Source organism: Pseudorhodoferax aquiterrae (assembly GCF_014652235.1).
GTDB lineage: Bacteria > Pseudomonadota > Gammaproteobacteria > Burkholderiales > Burkholderiaceae_C > Pseudorhodoferax > Pseudorhodoferax aquiterrae.
This window is the reverse complement of record NZ_BMYK01000003.1, coordinates 354542-373868: the sequence shown is the minus strand read 5'-3', so window position 1 is coordinate 373868 and position 19327 is coordinate 354542. Positions and strand designations below refer to the sequence as shown.

The window sequence follows — 19327 nt, the reverse complement described above, 5'->3', positions numbered from 1 at the left end:
ATCCGTCATTCCATCCACTTCGTCGAGCACTGCGGGGCCCACGAAGTGGCGCAGCGTTCGGGAGGTGCCGCGCGATGAAACACGCGATCCGTCACATCCACTTCGTCGGCGTGGGCGGCGCCGGCATGAGCGGCATCGCCGAAGTCCTGCGCAACCTGGGCTACCAGATCTCGGGCTCGGACATGTCCGACAGCGCCACGCTGCGCCGCCTGGCCGGCCTGGGCATCCAGACCTTCGTCGGCCACGACGCGGCCCACGTGGCCGGCGCCGACGCGGTCGTCACCTCGACCGCCGTGCAGGCCGACAACCCCGAGGTGCAGCAGGCCCGCGCCATGCGCATCCCGGTGGTGCCGCGCGCGCTGATGCTGGCCGAACTCATGCGCCTGAAGCAGGGCATCGCGATCGCCGGCACGCATGGCAAGACCACCACCACCAGCCTCGTGGCCAGCGTGCTGGCCGAGGCCGGCCTGGACCCGACCTTCGTGATCGGCGGCAGGCTCAACAGCGCGGGCGCCAACGCCAAGCTGGGCAGCGGCGACTACATCGTGGTGGAGGCCGACGAGTCCGATGCCTCGTTCCTGAACCTGCTGCCCGTGATGGCCGTCGTGACCAACATCGACGCCGACCACATGGAGACCTACGGCCACGACTTCGGCCGGCTCAAGGGCGCGTTCGTCGACTTCCTGCACCGCATGCCGTTCTACGGCACGGCCATCCTGTGCACGGACGATGCGGCCGTGCGCGAGATCGTGCCCCAGGTGACCTGCCCGATCACGAGCTACGGCTTCGGCGAAGAGGCCCAGGTGCGCGCCGTGGACGTGCGGGCCGTGGGCACGCAGATGCACTTCACGGTGCAGCGCCGCAACGGCGTGACGCTGCCCGATCTGCAGGTGGTGCTGAACCTGGCCGGCCGCCACAACGTGCTCAACGCGCTGTCGGCGATCGCCGTGGCCGTGGAACTCAACATCGCGGACGCCGCCGTGCTCAAGGCCCTGGCCGAGTTCCGGGGCGTGGGCCGGCGCTTCCAGAGCTACGGCGAGCTGCCGGCCGAGGGCGGTGGCCACTACACCGTGATCGAGGACTACGGCCACCATCCGGTGGAGATGGCCGTGACGTTGGCCGCCGCACGCGGCGCCTACCCGGGCCGCCGCCTGGTGCTGGCCTTCCAGCCGCACCGCTACACGCGCACGCGCGATTGCTTCGAGGACTTCGTCAAGGTCATCGGCGAGGCTGATGCCGTGCTGCTGGCCGAGGTCTATGCGGCCGGCGAGACGCCCATCGTCGCGGCCGACGGCCGTGCGCTGGCGCGCGCGCTGCGCGTGGCCGGCAAGGTCGAGCCGGTGTTCGTGGACGAGATCGGCGCGATGCCGGCGGCCATCCGTGCCAACGCGCGCGATGGCGACGTGGTGCTGTGCATGGGGGCGGGCTCCATTGGTGGGGTGCCGGCCAAGGTCGTGGAACTGGTGGGGGTGAAGGCATGAGCACGGGCTTGGCAGCCAGCATGGGCAAGGTCGCGGTCCTGATGGGCGGCAGTTCGGCCGAGCGCGAGATTTCGCTGCTGTCGGGCCACGGCGTGCTGGACGCGCTGCGCCAGGTCGGCGTGGACGCCCACGCCTTCGACCCGGCCGAGCGCGGCCTGCATGAACTCAAGACCGACGGCTTCGCCCGCTGCTTCATCGCGCTGCACGGCCGCCACGGCGAGGACGGCACGGTGCAGGGCGCGCTGGAGCTGCTGGGCATTCCCTACACGGGTTCCGGCGTCATGGCCTCCAGCATCGCCATGGACAAGGTCATGACCAAGCGCATCTGGGAGGCCTGCGGCCTGCCCACGCCGCGCCATGTGGTGCTGCAGCCCGGCAGCCAGGAACTGGCCGACGTGCGCCAGGTGCCCGACGCGCTGGGCCTGCCGCTGATCGTCAAGCCGCCGCGCGAGGGCTCGTCCATCGGCGTGAGCAAGGTGCAGGGCTACTCGCAGATGCTGGACGCCGTGCGCCTGTCGGCCCAGTACGACCCCGACGTGCTGTGCGAGGAGTTCATCGCGGGCGAAGAGGTCACCTGCGCCGTGCTGGGCACGGGCGCCGATGCCCAGGCGCTGCCCGTGATCCGCATCCAGGCCCCCGAGGGCGCCTACGACTACCAGAACAAGTACTTCACCGACGAGGTGCGCTACCTGTGCCCGAGCGGTCTGCCCGAGGCCGAGGAGATGGAGATCCGGCGCATCGTGCTGGCCTCCTACCGCGCGCTGGGCTGCCGCGGCTGGGGCCGGGCCGACCTCATGGTCCGCGCCAGCGACCGCAAGCCCTTCCTGCTGGAGATGAACACCTCGCCGGGCATGACGGGCCACTCGCTCGTGCCCATGGCCGCGCGCGCGTCCGGCATCGCTTACCCCGACCTGTGCCTGCGCGTGCTGGCCTCGGCCGCACTCGATTCCCCGGGAGCCGCCGCCGCATGAACGCCACGCTGCCCGCGCCCATGGACGTCAAGCTCATGAACATCACCGCCTCGGTGCTGTTCCTGATCTTCGCCGCCCTGTCGCTGGGCGCGCTGTGCCTGTGGGTGCTGCGCCAGCCGGTGTTCGCACTGGGCGGCATCGAGGTGCGCGGCGAGGTCACGCACAACAACGTGCTCACGCTCAAGGCCAACGTGGCGCCGCACCTGCGCGGCACTTTCTTCACCGTGAACCTGGATGAAACGCGCAGCGCCTTCGAGGCCGTGCCCTGGGTGCGCCGCGCCACCGTGCGCCGCGAATTCCCGAACCGGCTGGGCGTGACGCTGCAGGAGCACCAGGCCGCCGCCTACTGGGGGCCGGAGAGCGGCTCGCAGCTGCTCAACAGCTTCGGCGAGGTGTTCGAGGCCAACGTGGACGAGGTGCACCGCAGCGACCTGCCACGCCTGCTGGGCCCGGATGGCGAGTCGGACCAGATCCTGGGCATGTACCGCACGCTGGCCCCGCTGTTCGACCCGCTCGATGCCGAGGTGGCGCAGCTGGAACTCACGGGCCGTGGCAGCTGGCGCGTGCAGCTCGGCTCGGGCGCCGTGGTGGAACTGGGGCGCGGCACGCCCGAGGAGATCACCGAGCGCATCGAGCGTTTCGTGAAGACCCTGCCCACGGTGGCGCAGCAGTACGGCCGCGGCGCGGATGCGCTCGAGTCGGCCGACCTGCGCTACCCGACCGGGTTCGCCCTCAAGCTGCGCGGCGTGACCACGGTCACGACGGCCGTGCCCAAACGCAAATAGACGCCAACAACAGGAACCGACATGGCGAAGGAATACAAAGATCTGGTGGTGGGGCTGGACATCGGCACGGCCAAGGTGATGGCCGTGGTGGCCGAGGTCATGCCGGGCGGCGACCTCAAGCTGGCCGGCTTCGGCGTGGCGCCCAGCAACGGCTTGAAGCGCGGCGTGGTCGTCAACATCGACGCCACCGTGCAGAGCATCCAGCAGGCCTTGAAGGAGGCCGAGCTCATGGCCGACTGCAAGATCGCCCATGTCTACACGGGCATCACGGGCAGCCACATCCGCGGCATCAACTCCGCGGGCATGGTGGCCGTGAAGGACCGCGAGGTCACGCAGGCCGACGTGGCGCGCGTGGTCGAGACGGCCAAGGCCATCAACATCTCGACCGACCAGCGTCTCTTGCTCGTGGAGCCGCAGGAATTCGTGATCGACGGCCAGGACGTCAAGGAGCCGATCGGCATGAGCGGCATCCGGCTGGAGGCCAAGATCCACATCGTGACGGGCGCCCAGAGCGCCGCCGAGAACATCATCAAGTGCGTGCGCCGCTGCGGCCTGGACGTGGACCAGCTCATGCTGAACCCGCTGGCCTCCAGCCTGTCGGTGCTGACCGAGGACGAGCGCGAGCTCGGCGTGGCGCTGGTGGACATCGGCGCGGGCACCACCGACGTGGCGATCTTCACGGGCGGCGCGATCCGCCACACGGCCGTGATCCCGATCGCGGGCGACCTCATCACCAGCGACATCGCGATGGCGCTGCGCACGCCGACCAAGGACGCCGAGGACATCAAGGTCGAGAACGGCTGCGCCAAGCAGCTGCTGGCCGACCCGGACACCCAGGTCGAGGTGCCGGGCCTGGGCGACCGCGGCCCGCGCATGCTGAGCCGCCAGGCCCTGGCCGGCGTGATCGAGCCGCGCGTGGAAGAGATCTTCTCGCTCGTGCAGCAGGTCATCCGCGAGTCGGGCTTCGAGGAGGTGCTGTCCTCGGGCATCGTGCTGACGGGTGGCAGTGTGGTCATGCCCGGCATGGTCGAGCTCGGCGAGGACATCTTCCTCAAGCCCGTGCGGCGCGGCGTGCCCAAGTACGCCAGCGCGCTGGCCGACATGGTGGCGCAGCCGCGCGCGGCCACCGTCATGGGCCTGCTCGAAGAGGGCCGCGTGGCGCGCATGCGCGGCTACAAGGTGGCGCAGAAGGCGGGCTCGATGAAGACCGCCATGGGCCGTGTCAAAGATTGGTTCATCGGAAACTTCTGAGGCCCGGCCATGTCGCACCGATCACTCCAACTGAACTGGCCTGCCCGGCTGGCCCGCGCCGGCCCCTGGCATGCCGGGGATGGCGGCCGATGGCGAAGCCCGCACCCGCCCCCGCAGCGAAGACACAAGAGCATCTAGAACGTCGGAACACCTCAGGCAACTGCAACATTTTTTGAGATTGAAGGAAAAGAACATGCCCATCGAAATGATCGAAGTCGAAGAGTTCAACCTCGGCACCCAAATCAAGGTCATCGGCGTCGGCGGCGGCGGTGGCAATGCGGTCGAGCACATGATCGGCTGCGGCGTGCAAGGCGTGGAGTTCATCAGCGCCAACACCGATGCCCAGGCCCTCACGCGCACGGCCGCGCACAAGACCATCCAGCTCGGCACCACGGGCCTGGGCGCCGGCAGCAAGCCCGAAAAGGGCCGCGAGTCGGCCGAGGCCGCGATCGACGACATCCGCCAGGCCATCAGCGGCGCGCACATGCTGTTCATCACGGCCGGCATGGGCGGCGGCACGGGCACGGGCGCTGCGCCCGTGATCGCACGCGTGGCCAAGGAGATGGGCATCCTGACCGTGGGTGTCATCACCAAGCCCTTCGACTTCGAAGGTCCCAAGCGCATGTCCAACGCCGACGCCGGCCTGGCCGAGCTCGAAGCCAACGTCGACTCGCTGATCGTGGTGCTCAACGAGAAGCTGCTCGAGGTGATGGGCGACGACGCCACGCAGGACGAAGCCTTCGCCCACGCCAACGACGTGCTCAAGAACGCCGTCGGCGGCATCGCCGAAATCATCAACGTGCCCGGCCATGTGAACGTCGACTTCGAAGACGTGCGCACCGTGATGGGCGAGCCCGGCAAGGCCATGATGGGCACGGCCCTGGCCGCCGGCCCGGACCGCGCGCGCATCGCCGCCGAGCAGGCCGTGGCCTGCCCGCTGCTGGAAGGCATCGACCTGTCCGGCGCCAAGGGCGTGCTGGTGCTGATCACGGCGGCCAAGGGCTCGCTGAAGCTGTCCGAATCGCGCCTGGCCATGAACACCATCCGCGCCTACGCTTCGGCCGAAGCGCATGTGATCTACGGCACGGCCTACGACGAAAGCCTGGGCGACCAGATCCGCGTGACCGTGGTCGCCACCGGCCTGGCGCGCAACCAGCGCCGTGCCGCGCCCCCACTGCAGGTGGTGCAGCGCACCGGCACCGACAACCAGGGCTTCGCGATCCCCACGCTGACCGCGGCCAGCGGCATGGCCGGCCTGGGCAACGTGCAGCCCGACTACGAGTCGCTGCGCGGCCCGGCGGTCTGGCGCACGCCGAACCGCACCCAGGCCACGGCGCGCGTGGACGCGCTGTCCTCGGGCGGCATGGACGACTACGAGATCCCGGCCTTTCTGCGCAAGCAGGCCGATTGATCCTGGCAATGCGGGCCATCGCGAACGCGATGGCCCTGCAAGGCGCAGGTCGGTACCACGCCTTTAAAATCCAGGCCATGCTTGCGCAACGCACCCTCAAATCCATCACCAAGGCCGTGGGCGTGGGCCTGCACAGCGGCCAGCGTGTGGAGTTGACGCTGCGCCCGGCCCAGCCCGACACCGGCATCGTGTTCCGCCGCGTCGACCTGCCCGAGCCCGTGGACATTCCCGTCACGGCCCAGTCGGTCAGCGACACGCGGCTGGCCTCCACCATCGCCAACGGCAGTGCCAAGGTGCACACGGTGGAGCACTTCATGTCGGCCTGCGCCGGCCTGGGCATCGACAACCTGTACGTGGACATCAGCGCCGAGGAAGTGCCGATCCTCGACGGCTCGGCCGCGTCCTTCGTGTTCCTGCTGCAGAGCGCGGGCATCGAGCTGCAGCGCGCGCCGCGCCGCTTCATCCGCGTGACGCAGCCCGTGGAAGTGCGCGAAGGCGAGGGCGCCAACCTCAAGTGGGCGCGGCTGGAGCCCTACCACGGCTTCAAGCTCAGCTTCGAGATCGAGTTCCACCACCCGGCCGTGGACAGCACGGGCCAGCGCGTGGAGTTCGACATGTCGTCCGACTCCTATGCGCGCGACATCGCGCGTGCGCGCACCTTCGGCTTCACCAAGGACGTGGAGATGATGCGCGCGAACGGCCTGGCCCTGGGCGGCGGTCTCGACAACGCCATCGTGATGGACGACTACAAGGTGCTCAATGCCGACGGGCTGCGCTACGACGACGAGTTCGTCAAGCACAAGATCCTGGACGCCATGGGTGACCTCTACATCGTCGGCAAGCCGCTGCTGGCGGCCTACAGCGCCTTCCGTTCGGGCCATGCGATGAACAACAAGCTGCTGCGCGAACTGCTGGCCCACCCCGAGTGCTACGAGATCGTCAGCTTCGACGACGAGCGCAAGGCGCCCAAGGGCTTCGCGCAGCCGCTGCGGGCCTGGTGAGTCGCCGGGCCGATGCTGCTGTTCCGCTGGGCGATCTTCTTCCTGCTGCTGGCCGCGGGCGTGATGTTCGCGTTCTACGCCGGCACCGGGCGGCCGCACTACCGGCGTTGGGGGCTGCTCACGCTCAAGTGGACCATCCTCGCGGCACTGGGCTTTTTCGCGGTGCTGATCCTCGAACGCATTGCCTAGGAGCGCGGGCGGCAGAAATCCGGCCCCGCGTGCGGCCTGCAAGGGGGCGCAGGCTAGGCGCCGGACGAAGCGCAGGCTGGCCGCCTGCGCGAGGACGGCAACGACGCATGCGCCCCCTTGCAGGCCGCACCCTTCGGGCCGGGGCGATTGGCAGCGCCAGCCTTCGTTGCCGGCTCGTTGTGTGGCAGGCCACACGGCCTCGCCGACGCCTCGGCTGGCACCGCCACTCGCCCCGGCGCGGGGCCGGATTTCTGCCGCCCGCGCTCCTAGTAGTGGTAGCGCAGCTGTGCCAGCAGCAGCGCGCCGTCTTCCACCCGGTAGACCATGCGGTGCTCGTCGTTGATGCGACGGGACCAGTAGCCCGACAGTGCATGCTTCAAGGGTTCTGGCTTGCCGACACCGGAGAACGGCTCGCGCTGCACTTCGGCGATCAGCTTGTTGATGCGCTCGACCATCTTGCGGTCCTGCTTTTGCCAGTACAGGTAGTCTTCCCAGGCTTCGTCCGCGAAGACGAGCTTCATTTGGTCAGCCTGCGCTCCACACCCTTGCCCGCAGCCAACTGGGCCGTCGCTGCCAGCAAGCGCTTGGCATTGCTCGGGTTGCGCAGCAGGTAGGCCGTTTCTTCCAGCGCCTGGTAGTCCTCCAGTGACAGCATCACGACCGACTGCTCCCCATTGCGCGTGATGATCAGGGCCTCGTGATCTTCGCAGACACGGTCCATCGTACGGGCCAGGTTCGCGCGGGCGGAGGAATAGGTGATGGCGTCCATGGGTGGCACTCCTTATGTACGTTTAATTGTACATATCTGCGGCTCAGCGCGCGCGCCCGCCCCGGTACATCCCCGTCGTCGTGCGCTTGAGCGGCGCGGCCTGGGCGATGCGTGCCATGGCCTGGCCCACATGCGCGTGCGTGATCGCGATGCCCAGCGCATCGGCCGCGTCCTTGCCGGGCACGCCGGGCAGCTGCAGCAGGCGCTTGACCATCTCCTGCACCTGGCTCTTGTCGGCCCGGCCGCTGCCGACCACGGCCTTTTTCATCTGCAGCGCGGTGTACTCGGCCACCGGCAGCTCGCGCGCCACGAGCGCGGTGACACAGGCGCCGCGCGCCTGGCCCAGCAGCAGCGTGGATTGCGGGTTCACGTTCACGAACACGATCTCCACGGCGGCCGTCTGCGGCGCGTAGCGTTCGTTGATCTCGCCGATGCCGTCGAACAGCACCTTGAGCCGGGCCGGCAGGTCGCCCATGGCCGCGCTGGCCATGGTCTTGATCGTGCCGCTGGCCACGTAGTGCAGGTGCGGGCCGTCGGCGTCGATCACGCCGAAGCCGGTGCATTGCAGGCCGGGATCGATGCCGAGAATCCTCATGCGGGGTTCATGCGCCGAAGTACCAGCGTGCAGAGTGGAAGAAGACCGGCGCCGCGAAGCACAGCGCGTCCACGCGGTCCAGCAGGCCATTGGCGCCCGTGACCGAGCGGCCCTGCGGCCCCCAGTTGGTGACACCGCGGTCGCGCTTGAGCGCCTTCATGACCAGATGGCCCATGCTGCCGGCCACGCAGGCGATGGCACCCATGGCCAGCGCCTCCAGCGGGCGGAACGGCGTGATCGCGTAGAGCACCACCCCGAGGCTGCTGGCGGCCAGCACGGCGACGGCCCAGCTGGTCCAGTTGAAGCTGCGGCTCACGTGGGGCGCGGCCGGCGGGCGCGGGAAATGCCGCGCCGCAAGGTGCTGCACCAGCATGCAGGTCTGCACCACGAAGACCAGGAAGAACACCAGGAAGGCGCCGCGGCCCTCGTAGTGGCGCAGGTTCAACAGCAGCAGCGCCGGCACGTGGCTCATGCCGTAGACGCAGACCATGATGCCCCATTGCAGCTTGGCATTGCGTTCGAGAAAGCGCTGCGGGTCGTCCGCCAGCGCGCTGACCACCGGGATGGCCAGGAACACGTAGACCGGGATGAACACCGTGAACAGGTCGAAGTGCTTGCTGCCCACGAGCCAGAACTGCACTGGCAGCACGGCGAAGAAGGCCAGCACCAGGCTGCGGTGGTCGCCGCGCCGCGTCGGCGACAAGGTGATGAACTCGCGCAGCGCGAGGAAGGCCACCAGTGCGAAGAGCACGGTGGCGGCGGTTTCGCCCAGCACCCAGCCGACCCAGAACACGCTGACCATGAACCAGCTGGTCTTGAGCAGCGCCCACCAGTCGGCATGGAAGGCCGCGCGCGTCTCGTCGGTTTCGTGGCGGCTGCGCACCGACAGCGTGACCAGTGTGCCCGTCACGAGGATCAGCAGGCCGAACACGAGCACGAACAGCGCGCCGACCTGCTCCGAGGGGGTGAGGTTTCGCAGCCAGGCGCTCATGACGCCCCCACGCTCCCCGCTGCGCGAGGTTCGCTACCCCCCAAGGGGGTGCGAGCTTGCTTGGGGCGGCCCGGCGCGTCGCTCATACATCTCGCAGCGCGATCACCGCATCGCGCGCACGGACCAGGAAGTCCTGGCGGGATTCATCGGCTTGCAGCTGCATGGGAGCCCCGAAGGTCACCGAGCACAGGATGGGCACGGGCACGACCTCGCCCTTGGGCATCACGCGCTGCACGTTGTGGATCCAGGCCGGCACCAGCACCACCTGCGGAAAGCGCAGCGCCAGGTTGTACAGCCCGGCCTTGAAGGCCTGCGGTTCCTCGGCATGGCCGCGCGTGCCCTCGGGGAACAGGATGATGGAGTCGCCCGCGTCCAGCGCCTGCACCAGCGGCGCCAGCGGATCCTGGCCTTCGGTGCGCTCGCGGTCCACGTAGACGGCGTTGAACACCGCCGTGGTGATCCACTGGCGCAGCGGCGTCTTGGTCCAGTAGTCCTTGGCCGCGATGGGCCGCGTGATGCCGCGCAGCTCGGCCGGCAGCGCGGCCCAGATCATGACCAGGTCGGCATGGCTCTGGTGGTTGGCGAAGTAGATGCGCTGCTCGGCCTTGGGCGGGCAGCCCCACCAGCGCGCCTGCGCGCCGGTGAGCAGGCGCACCAGGCCCAGCAGCAGCCAGCCGACGATCTTGGCGCGCGTGCCGCTTCTCATGGCAGCTGCACATCGCCCATCCGGGCCACGATGGTTCGGCTGCGGCCGGCGAGGTAGGCCGAGTTCGGCAGCTTCTCGAAGTAGCGCGGCCGCGGCAGCATCACGGCCAGGCGCGCGGATTCGTAGGCCGTCAGTTGTGCCGCGCTCTTCTTGAAGTAGTGGCGCGCAGCGGCCTCGGCGCCGAACACGCCTTCGCCCCATTCCACGCTGTTGAGGTAGATCTCGAGGATGCGGCGCTTGTCCAGCAGGGCCTCGAGCATGAGGGTCAGCACGAACTCCTGGCCCTTGCGCAGCAGCGTGCGCTCGCCCGACAGGAACAGGTTCTTGGCCAGCTGCTGGGTGATGGTGGAGCCGCCGACGATCTTGGCCGGCTTGGCGTTGGGGCGCGTCGCGGCGCGGGCGGCCGCCTGCTCGTTCTTCTCCCAGGCCTTCTCCATCGCCTGCCAGTCCACGCCGTCATGGTCGGGAAAGCCGGCGTCTTCCGAGGCGATCACGGCGCGCTTGAGGTTGTCCGAGATCCTGTCGGCGTCCACCCACTGCTGGCGCCAGTGGAAGCTGCCGCCACCGGTCGCCAGGCGCCAGGCTTCGGAACGCTGGAAGGCCGTGGACTGTGGGGCGAGCACGGCCATCGCCGCGATGCGGCCCACGAAGAACAGCTGCAGCGCGAGCGCGGCGACGGCGAGCAACAGCAGCCAGCGGCCGATCTGGCGCATTCAGGCGTCCACGATGGCGCGCAGTTCGGCCAGCACCTGGGCCGAGGGGGGGCGCACGCCGCGCCACAGCGCGAAGGATTCGGCCGCCTGCTCGACCAGCATGCCCAGGCCGTCGCGCGCACGCGCGCCATGGGCGCGTGCCCAAGCCAGGAAGGGGGCGGCTGCGGGGCCGTACATCATGTCCACGGCCAGCGCGCCTTCGGCCAGCACGCCGGCGGCCACGGGCACGCCGGCACCGGCCAGGCTGCTCGCGCTGGCGTTGACGACGATGTGGTACCGGCCGGGCGCATCGTCAAGTCCGCAGGCCGACAGCACGCAGCCGCGCGGCGCGGCCAGCGGCGCATGGCGCTCGACCAGCGCCTGGGCCTTGGCGACCGTGCGGTTGGCGACCGTGATGCGCCGGGCGCCGGCCTCGATCAGCGGACCCAGCACCCCGGCCGAGGCCCCGCCCGCGCCGACCAGCAGCAGGTCATGGCCGGCAATCGCCTGGCCCGCGTGCTGCGTGATGTCCTGCACCAGGCCGGCGCCGTCGGTGTTGTCGCCGTAGATGCCCTCGGGCGTGAAGTGGAGCGTGTTGCAGGCCTGGGCCAGCCGGGCGCGGCCGGAATGCGCTGTGGCCAGCGCCGCGGCTTCGAGCTTGAACGGCACGGTCACGTTGCAGCCCTTGCCGCCCCGCGCGCGAAAGTCCTGCACGGCGGCCTGGAAGCCGTCCAGCTCCACATGCAGCCGGTCGTAGGCCATGGCCTGGCCCGTCAGTTCGGCGAAGCGGGCGTGGATCCAGGGCGAGCGGCTGTGGGCCACGGGGTTGCCCATCACGCAGTAATCAAAGCTCATGGAGGTGTGCTGACATTGGTTTGCAGCGTGGCGTCGCGCGCGAAGCGAAAGCGCGAGACCACGAGAATCTGGTCGGCCTGCATGCGCATGGCCGGCGTGAAGCCGCCATAGGGGCCGGCGGCGCGCGCGATGGCCTGGGCACGCTGGTCCAGCAGGCGGTTGCCCGAGCTTTCGGCGACCTCGGTGGACAGCACCTGGCCGCGGTGGTCCACGGTGATGATCATGACGAGCTCGCCGTAGAGCTTGCGGCCGTTGTGCTCGGGGAAGTTCTGCGTGCCGCGCTCCTCCACCTTGCGGCGCAGCGCGTCGTAGTAGACGGCGTAGACCTCCTCGCGCGTGGAGGGGCTGACCACGCGGCGCTTGGGCCGTGCGTTCTCGATCTCGATGCGGCGCTCGATCTCGGCCAGGTGCTGCAGCAGCTGGCGCCGGCGCTCGTCCTGCTCGCGCGCCTCGGCCGAATCGCTGACGTTGCGCGGGTCGGGCGGCGGCAGCGCGGCCAGCATGCGCGTGACCTGGGCCAGCAGCAGGGTCTGCTGCTGGTGCATGGCCTCGATCTGGCGCTGCGCCTCTTCCACGGCATCGCCGATGTCGGCGCGTGGCGAGGGCGGCAGCGGCGAGGTGGCGCGCCCGGCCGCGGCATCGCCGCCGCCGGCCAGGGACGCCTGGGCGATGGCCTGGGCCTTGTCGGGCCGCTCGTCGGACCTGGCGTTGACGAGGATGACCTCCAGCGGCGTGTCCTGGAACAGCCGGTCGAACGCGGCCGGATCGGCGAAGCGCACGGCCAGCAGAGCGGCATGCGCGGCGACCGAGAACAGCAACGCCGCCTGCAGCGTGCTGAGTCGGCGCAGCCAGGCCGGCGCCTTCATGGCGTGGGCGCGTCCTCGGTGGTGGCGGGGGCGTCCATGTCCACGGCGATCGCAATGGGGCCGGCCGTGGCTTCTTCCTCGTCCGCCTCTTCCTCGGGGGCCGTGGGCGCGTCCAGCGGGTCCAGCCGCTCGGTCACGGTGCCGGCCACGTCCAGCGTGATGAGGTCGATGGCGCCCAGCTTCACGCGCACGTGGGCGGCGCGCGGCAGGCCCTGTGCGCCCATCACGCCCAGCACCAGCGGCAGGCTGTCGGCGCGCACCAGGCCGTCCTTGATGACCTGGCCGTCGATCTCGGTGATGCCGTTCTGCTGCAGGTACATCAGCGTCCAGAAACGCTCCATGCCGCCCTGGAAGCCGTTGTACGCGCTGTAGGCCGCGTCGAAGCTGGAGATGATGGAGAACAGGTCGGCGTCCTTGGGCTTGAACGGCGCGGCCAGCGCGGCCGTCTTGCCGTGGCGCGCGCAGGCGATGATCTGCCACTGGTTCACGAGGTCGGTGTAGCGGCGCAGCGGCGAGGTGCTCCAGGCATAGGCCGGCACGCCGATGCCGGCATGCGGCAGCGCCTTGGTGCCCATGCGCACCTTGACGCCCGGCGCCAGGCTGGTCTGGCTGCGGTAGATGCCGGGCACGCCACAGGCCGCGAGCCACTGGCCCCAGCTGCTGTTGGCCAGGATCATGGCCTCCGCCACGATCAGGTCCAGCGGCGCGCCGCGTTGGCGCACGCTGATCTCCACGCGCTCGCGGCCGGCCGGCTCGTCGCCCAGCGGGGCTTCGGGGCTCTCGACCAGACGGAAGTTGTAGTCGGGCCGGTTGAAGGTCTCGGGCTTGCCGCGCACCACTTCGCGCTGGGCCTTGAGGTGGCGCGCCAGGCGGTACAGGAAGGCCAGCTCGGCCGGCTGCACGCCGGCGGGCAGATCGGGCAGGGCCGGCGGCGTCTCCTGTGCCAGCCAGTCCTCGGTGATCAGCGTGTCGAGCTGGTCGTGGCGCAGGTTCACGGCGATCGGCACGCGCTCCAGGCGCGTCTCGGTGCCGCGCAACTCCAGCGTCTGGGCGTCGAAGCGCGCGTACAGCGAGACGGCCGGGCAGTCGCGCCCTTCCTGCAGCGAGTAGCGCTGCACCACCTCGTCGGGCAGCATGGTCAGCTTGTGCCCGGGCATGTAGACGGTGGACAGGCGGGCGCGCGCCACCTGGTCGATCGCCGTGCCCGGCGCGATGGCCAGGCCCGGCGCGGCGATGTGGATGCCCACCGTGACCTCGTCCGTGCCCAGGCCCTGCAGCGAAAGCGCATCGTCGATCTCGGTGGTCATCGAGTCGTCGATGGAGTAGGCGCGCACCGGGGCCAGCGGCAGTTCGTCGGTGATGGCCGGCGCCTGCAGGGCCGCGAAGCCCGTGCCCTTGGGGAAGTGCTCGAACAGGAAGCGCCGCCAGTGGAACTGGTAGGGCGAGTCGATCGCGCCGGCGCGCTGCAGCAGGTCCAGCGGCGCACGCTGCGTGGCGCGCGCGGCCTCGACCACGGCCTTGTACTCGGGGCCGTTCTTGTCGGGCTTGAACAGGATGCGGTAGAGCTGGTCGCGGATGGGCGCGGGGCAGCGGCCCTCGGCCAGCTCCTGGGCCCAGTCGTCGATCTGCAGCTGCAGCAGGCGTTTTTTCTCGATGGCGGCCAGGGCCTGCTGGATCTGTTCGGCCGGCGCCTTGCGGAAGCGCCCCTTGCCGGCGCGGCGGAAGTAGTGCGGTGCCTCGAACAGGCGCAGCAGCGCCCCGACCTGCTGGGCCAGCGTGGCGTCGTCGCTGAAATAGACCCGGGCCAGGTCGGCGAAACCGAACTCGTCCTCGCTGGCGAACTCCCAGGCCAGCTCGAGCTCGATGGACTCGGCCTGCGCGCGGGCCTCGGCCAGCAGCTGCTGCGGCGTGGGCTTGTCGAACTTGAGCAGCAGGTTGGCGGCCTTGACCTTGACCCGCTTGCCGCTGTCCAGCTCCACCTGGGCCGAGGCCTCGGCCTCGGACAGCACCCGGCCGGTCATGAACTTGCCGGCTTCTTCGAACAATGCGTACATGGGCCGTATTGTCCCCGAGGCGGATGCCGGTCTAGCCGGCCAGCAGGAATTCGAAGACTTCGTCGATGTACTCGGGGAACCCGCTGATGGCGTGGTCGCTGCCTTCGAGCAGCCGCAGGCGGGCCTGCGGATAGCGCGCCACCATCTCGCGCCAGTCCAGCACCTCGTCGCCCTTGGCCACGACAGCGAACATGCGCGCGGTGTCGGCTGCGGCGGCGGCCTGCTCGAGCACCCGCAGCTCGGCCACATGCTCGGCCGTGAAGACGAAGCGCTGCGCCGGGTCGTGCCAGCCGCTGTGCTCGCCGATGTGGCGCGACAGGTCGCGCGCCGGATGCACGGCAGGGTTGAGCAGCACGGCGCGGCAGCCGGTGTGTGCTGCCACGCAGGTGGCGTAGAAGCCGCCCAGCGAGGAGCCGACCACGGCCATGGTCTCGCGTGGCCAGTCCTGCACGCCGGCCAGCACCGCCTCCATGGCCTGGCGTGGCGAAGGCGGCAGCTGCGGGCACCACCAGCGCAGCGTGGGGTGCCGCGCCTGCACACGTGCGGCCATGAGGCGGGCCTTGGTCGATTGCGGCGAGGAGCGGAAGCCGTGCAGGTAGAGCAGGTGGGTGAGTGGCATGGGGGATGGGGGTTGGCAGGCGATGGTACGCAGCATCGGTGGCGGCAGCGTGCACCGCGTTACGCCCGCTTGCATCTTGCAGCGTTCCCAGCGCCGGGATTTCTGGCGATGATGCGCCGCCCCTGTGCGCCGGCATGTTCGCGAGGAGACCCGCGGGGGCGATCGACATTCAGCCATCTGCCGGCCCTCGCCAAGGAGGAGACGACATGGGAATCAAGCGAGGTTTCATCCCGCTGCTGTTGGCCACGGCCAGCCTGGCGGTGCTGCCGGCCTGTGCGCAGCAGCCGCAACAGCCCGACTGGTGCAAGTCCAAATGGGGTGCGGCCGACGAGATCGGCGCCGGCAACCTGTTGACTTCGGAGCTGGCGCTGGCCGCGTCCAAGCTCGTCAAGACCGGCAAGACCTACCGCCTGGGCGTGGAAACCAATGCCAAGACGCCGGCCTTCGGCCCGCGCAGCTGGGCGCTGGTCATCAACCAGCCTGGCCAGGTGGGCGGTATCGGCCTGGGCCACACCAAGACCAACTACAACGACGACATCTACATGGGTTACGTGGGCACCGGCACGCAGATCGACGGCATGGGCCACATCGGCGTGGACAACGTCTACTACAACTGCAACAAGAACAGCGAGTTCGTGCAGGCCAACGGCCTGACCAAGCTGGGCATCGAGAAAGTGCCGGCCATCGTCACGCGCGGCGTGGTGCTGGACATGACGGCCTACTACGGCAAGAACCCCGTGCCCGAGGGCACGGCCTACAACCGCAAGGAAATCGACGAGCAGGCCGCGCGCCAGGGCGTGGAGATCCGCAAGGGCGACGTGGTGCTGTTCTACAGCGGCTGGCTGAGCCTGGTGGGCAAGGACGACAAGCGCTACATCGGCGGCGAGCCCGGCGTCGGCAAGGAGGGTGCGGAGTACCTGGCCAGCAAGCAGGTGGTGGCCGTGGGCGCCGACACCTGGGGCGTGGAGGCGATTCCGTTCGAGCAGGGCGTGGGCATCTTCGAGATCCACCAGATCCTGATCCCGAAGAACGGCATCTACATCCTCGAGAACGTGGACACGGCCGAGCTCGTGAAGGACAAGGCCTGGGAGTTCATGTTCGTGCTGGGCGCCAGCCGGATGACCGGTGGCGTGCAAGCGATCGTGAACCCGATCGCGATCCGATAGACAGGGCGAGAACGCGGTGCCGCGCCCCAGGGGCGGCGCGGCCACTGCGCTGGGAGGGCGCCTTCAGGCTGTTGTGTGTACACACAAATTGGATGCTGGAGGCCGAATTCGGTAGGATCGCGGACCCGTGCGCCCTGCGCCACGCTTCGACCCTGCCTGCCCGCCGTCCCATGCTCGACCGATCGCCCAGCGAAATCGCCAGAGAAGCCTTCAAGCGGCTGGCCGAGAAGCGCCTGCCGCCCACGCCCGAGAACTACCAGACGCTCTACCACGAGGTGGCAGGCACGCTGCCGCCGGCCTACTTCCCGTCCGATTCCCTGCGCCAGATCGCGGCCGCCATGCCCGCGCGCAACCCGGGTCAGGAGAAGCAGCTGGGCCTGCTGGAGTCGGCCATTGGCCAGCGCAGCTGGGACAAGGTGGGTGCCGCGCTGGTGGCCTATGGCAGCTTCGCGGCCGGGCCTTCTTCCTTCGCCGCACTGGAGCCGGTGGCCGCCGATGCGCAGGCCGATGCGGCCGCCGCGCTGGTGCTGGAGCAGGTGGCGCGGCTGATCGAGTGCGCGCAGCCGGCCCTGGGCAAGGAAGACGACCGCTTCGCCGAGCAGACGGCCGAGGTGCTGCAGCTGCTGCGCCGGCCCCAGCTCCAGTTGCGCGACGCGCGCTCGGTGCTGGGCAACTACGCCCTGCGCCTGTCGTTCGCGGCCGAGGACCAGGCCGAGATCCGCAACGGCCTGCTGAGCCTGCTGAACCTGGTGTTCGAGAACATCGGCGAACTCTGCGTGGACGACCGTTGGATGCGCGGCCAGATCGATGCGCTGCGCAACGCGGCCACGCCGCCACTGAACCTGCGCCGCCTCGACGACGTGGAACGCCGGCTCAAGGACGTCATCTTCAAGCAGACCGAGGCCAAGGGCCGCGCCTACGAGGCACAGCTGCAGATGCGCCAGCTGCTGGCGACCTTCGTCGACCGCCTGTCGCTCATGACCGAGAGCAGCAGCACCTACCACAGCAAGATCGAACACTGCGCGCGGCAGATCGAACAGGCGACCTCGTTCGAGGAGCTGGGCCCCGTGCTGCAGGAAGCCATCGCTGCCACGCGCGCGATGGCGCGCGACACCGTGCACTCGCGCGACGAACTGCAGGCCATGCGGGCCAAGACCCAGGAGGCCGAGGTGGAAATCACCAAGCTGCATGTGGAGCTGGACCGCGTGAGCGCGCTGGCCCGCCACGACGCGCTGACCGGGGTGCTCAACCGCCGCGGTCTGGACGAGACGCTGCAGCGCGAGGTGGCCACGGCGCGGCGCAAGAGCCAGGCGCTGTGCGTGTCGCTGCTGGACGTGGACAACTTCAAGCGGCTGAACGACCAGCTCGGCCACGACGCCGGCGACAACGCCCTGTTGCACCTGACCGAGGTGGCGCGCGCGGCGATCCGGCCGCAGGATTCGCTCGCGCGTTACGGTGGCGAGGAGTTCGTGATCGTGCTGCCCGACACCGTGCTGGCCGATGCCATCGCCATCCTCACACGCCTGCAGCGCGAACTGACCACGCGCTACTTCCTCAACGGCAAGGACAAGGTGCTGATCACCTTCAGCGCCGGCGTGGCCCAGCTGGGCGAGGAAGAGGCCGTGGCCGATGCGCTCAAGCGTGCCGACGCGGCCATGTACCTGGCCAAGCGGACCGGCAAGAACCGCGTCTTGGGCGGGTGATCGCGCCGCCGTGCGCGCCGCGGGCCGCGCGCGCCGGATAATCCGCGCTCGGATTTTTTCTCTCCCATGGCCGCCGTTCTCGACAATCCTCCGCTGTGGCGCCGTGCGCTGCCGCTGTTCCGCGGCTTCGACGCGCTGCTGGCCTTCGCCGTGCTGCTGCTCTGCGGGGCCGGCCTGCTGGCCATGTACTCCTCGGGCTACGACCATGGCACGCGCTTCGTCGACCACGGCCGCAACATGCTGCTGGCCGGCGCCATCCTGTTCGTCGTGGCCCAGGTGCCGCCGCAGCAGCTCATGAAGTTCGCCGTGCCCGTCTACGTGGTGGGCGTGGTGCTGCTGCTGGGCGTGGAGTTCTTCGGCATCACCAAGAAAGGTGCGACGCGCTGGATCAACGTGGGCGTGGTGATCCAGCCCAGCGAGATCCTCAAGATCGCCACGCCGCTGATGCTGGCCTGGTGGTTCCAGCGGCGCGAGGGGCACCGCCAGCCGTTCGACTTCGTCGTGGCCTTCGTGCTGCTGGCCGTGCCGGTGCTGCTGATCATGCACCAGCCCGACCTGGGCACGTCCATCCTGGTGGCGGCGGCGGGCATGTCGGTGATCTTCTTCGCCGGCCTGCCCTGGCGGCTGGTCGTGCCGCCGGTGCTGCTGGGGGCGATCGGCATCGGCCTGCTGGTCTGGTTCTCCTCCGACCTGTGCCAGGACGGCGTGCGCTGGGTGGTGCTGCGCGAATACCAGCAGCAGCGCATCTGCACGCTGATGGACCCCACGCGCGACCCGCTGGGCAAGGGCTTCCACATCCTGCAGGGCATGATCGCGATCGGCTCGGGCGGCGTGTTCGGCAAGGGCTTCATGCAGGGCACGCAAACGCACCTGGAGTTCATTCCCGAGCGCACGACCGACTTCATCTTCGCCGCCTATTCCGAGGAGTTCGGCCTGCTCGGCAACGGTTTCCTGATCCTGGCCTTCGTGTTCCTGATCCTGCGCGGACTGGTCATCGCGCTGGAGGCGCCCACGCTGTTCTCGCGGCTTCTGGCCGGGGCCGTGACGCTGATCTTCTTCACCTACGCCTTCGTCAACATGGGCATGGTCAGCGGCATGCTGCCCGTGGTGGGCGTGCCGCTGCCCTTCGTGAGCTACGGCGGCACGGCCATGGTCACGCTGGGCATGGGCCTCGGAATCCTGATGTCCATCGCGAAATCCAAACGCCTGCTGCAGACCTAGG

General features: G+C 69.4%; 20 protein-coding genes. 10 read left to right on the top strand and 10 right to left on the bottom strand.

Annotated features, from left to right (window positions below; translation table 11 throughout):
- Positions 1-74 precede the first annotated feature (74 nt).
- From murC to IE209_RS07040, 7 genes are all read left to right on the top strand, one after another.
- A complete protein-coding gene (gene murC, locus IE209_RS07070; RefSeq protein ID WP_189686251.1) occupies positions 75-1481 on the top strand; it encodes a UDP-N-acetylmuramate--L-alanine ligase in 1407 nt (468 codons plus the stop codon).
- Complete coding sequence (locus IE209_RS07065; protein WP_189686250.1) at positions 1478-2452, top strand: D-alanine--D-alanine ligase; 975 nt, start codon at positions 1478-1480, stop codon at positions 2450-2452. The genes murC and IE209_RS07065 overlap by 4 nt, the downstream gene beginning before the upstream one ends.
- Complete coding sequence (locus IE209_RS07060) at positions 2449-3237, top strand: cell division protein FtsQ/DivIB (protein ID WP_189686249.1); 789 nt, start codon at positions 2449-2451, stop codon at positions 3235-3237. The genes IE209_RS07065 and IE209_RS07060 overlap by 4 nt, the downstream gene beginning before the upstream one ends.
- A gap of 21 nt (positions 3238-3258) precedes the next feature.
- On the top strand, positions 3259-4488 hold the full coding sequence (ftsA, locus tag IE209_RS07055) for a cell division protein FtsA (RefSeq protein WP_189686248.1): 1230 nt from the start codon (positions 3259-3261) through the stop codon (positions 4486-4488).
- Between the two features lie 193 nt (positions 4489-4681).
- Positions 4682-5899, top strand: a complete 1218-nt coding sequence (ftsZ, locus tag IE209_RS07050; RefSeq protein WP_189686247.1) for a cell division protein FtsZ — start codon at positions 4682-4684, stop codon at positions 5897-5899.
- Between the two features lie 77 nt (positions 5900-5976).
- Positions 5977-6900, top strand: coding sequence for a UDP-3-O-acyl-N-acetylglucosamine deacetylase (lpxC, locus tag IE209_RS07045; protein WP_189686246.1), 924 nt, complete (start codon positions 5977-5979; stop codon positions 6898-6900).
- Between the two features lie 12 nt (positions 6901-6912).
- On the top strand, positions 6913-7089 hold the full coding sequence (locus IE209_RS07040) for a hypothetical protein (RefSeq protein ID WP_189686245.1): 177 nt from the start codon (positions 6913-6915) through the stop codon (positions 7087-7089).
- A 266-nt stretch (positions 7090-7355) separates the two neighbouring features.
- Here the strand turns inward: IE209_RS07040 and IE209_RS07035 are convergent, their stop codons facing one another.
- The 10 genes from IE209_RS07035 to IE209_RS06990 all read right to left on the bottom strand — a co-directional run bounded on the left by IE209_RS07035 (position 7356) and on the right by IE209_RS06990 (position 15236).
- Positions 7356-7610: a Txe/YoeB family addiction module toxin gene (locus tag IE209_RS07035; RefSeq protein WP_189686244.1), complete on the bottom strand. Its 255-nt coding sequence runs from the start codon at positions 7608-7610 to the stop codon at positions 7356-7358.
- On the bottom strand, positions 7607-7858 hold the full coding sequence (locus tag IE209_RS07030; RefSeq protein WP_145550798.1) for a type II toxin-antitoxin system Phd/YefM family antitoxin: 252 nt from the start codon (positions 7856-7858) through the stop codon (positions 7607-7609). Before IE209_RS07030 ends, IE209_RS07035 begins: the two co-directional genes overlap by 4 nt.
- Before the next feature lie 43 nt (positions 7859-7901).
- Positions 7902-8453 carry a crossover junction endodeoxyribonuclease RuvC gene (gene ruvC, locus IE209_RS07025; protein ID WP_189686243.1) on the bottom strand — a complete coding sequence of 184 codons (552 nt, stop codon included), beginning with the start codon at positions 8451-8453 and terminating at the stop codon, positions 7902-7904.
- 7 nt (positions 8454-8460) lie between these two features.
- The gene (locus IE209_RS07020; protein ID WP_189686242.1) at positions 8461-9444 is read right to left on the bottom strand and encodes a phosphatidate cytidylyltransferase; all 984 of its coding nucleotides are present in this window, start codon (positions 9442-9444) and stop codon (positions 8461-8463) included.
- Between the two features lie 82 nt (positions 9445-9526).
- Positions 9527-10150, bottom strand: coding sequence for a lysophospholipid acyltransferase family protein (locus IE209_RS07015; protein WP_189686241.1), 624 nt, complete (start codon positions 10148-10150; stop codon positions 9527-9529).
- A complete protein-coding gene (mtgA, locus tag IE209_RS07010) occupies positions 10147-10863 on the bottom strand; it encodes a monofunctional biosynthetic peptidoglycan transglycosylase (protein ID WP_189686240.1) in 717 nt (238 codons plus the stop codon). Before mtgA ends, IE209_RS07015 begins: the two co-directional genes overlap by 4 nt.
- Positions 10864-11697, bottom strand: a complete 834-nt coding sequence (gene aroE, locus IE209_RS07005) for a shikimate dehydrogenase (protein ID WP_189686239.1) — start codon at positions 11695-11697, stop codon at positions 10864-10866.
- On the bottom strand, positions 11694-12563 hold the full coding sequence (locus tag IE209_RS07000) for an energy transducer TonB (RefSeq protein ID WP_189686238.1): 870 nt from the start codon (positions 12561-12563) through the stop codon (positions 11694-11696). Before IE209_RS07000 ends, aroE begins: the two co-directional genes overlap by 4 nt.
- A complete protein-coding gene (locus IE209_RS06995; RefSeq protein ID WP_189686237.1) occupies positions 12560-14617 on the bottom strand; it encodes a ribonuclease catalytic domain-containing protein in 2058 nt (685 codons plus the stop codon). Before IE209_RS06995 ends, IE209_RS07000 begins: the two co-directional genes overlap by 4 nt.
- A 31-nt stretch (positions 14618-14648) precedes the next feature.
- A complete protein-coding gene (locus IE209_RS06990; protein ID WP_189686236.1) occupies positions 14649-15236 on the bottom strand; it encodes a YqiA/YcfP family alpha/beta fold hydrolase in 588 nt (195 codons plus the stop codon).
- Between the two features lie 206 nt (positions 15237-15442).
- Here IE209_RS06990 and IE209_RS06985 point away from each other — a divergent pair, with 206 nt between their 5' ends.
- The 3 genes from IE209_RS06985 (at position 15443) to rodA (ending at position 19326) form a co-directional block, all read left to right on the top strand.
- On the top strand, positions 15443-16402 hold the full coding sequence (locus IE209_RS06985) for a cyclase family protein (RefSeq protein ID WP_189686235.1): 960 nt from the start codon (positions 15443-15445) through the stop codon (positions 16400-16402).
- Positions 16403-16572: 170 nt separating this feature from the next.
- Positions 16573-18105, top strand: a complete 1533-nt coding sequence (locus tag IE209_RS06980; protein ID WP_189686234.1) for a GGDEF domain-containing protein — start codon at positions 16573-16575, stop codon at positions 18103-18105.
- Positions 18106-18171: 66 nt separating this feature from the next.
- A complete protein-coding gene (gene rodA, locus IE209_RS06975; protein WP_189686233.1) occupies positions 18172-19326 on the top strand; it encodes a rod shape-determining protein RodA in 1155 nt (384 codons plus the stop codon).
- Position 19327: the final 1 nt, after the last annotated feature.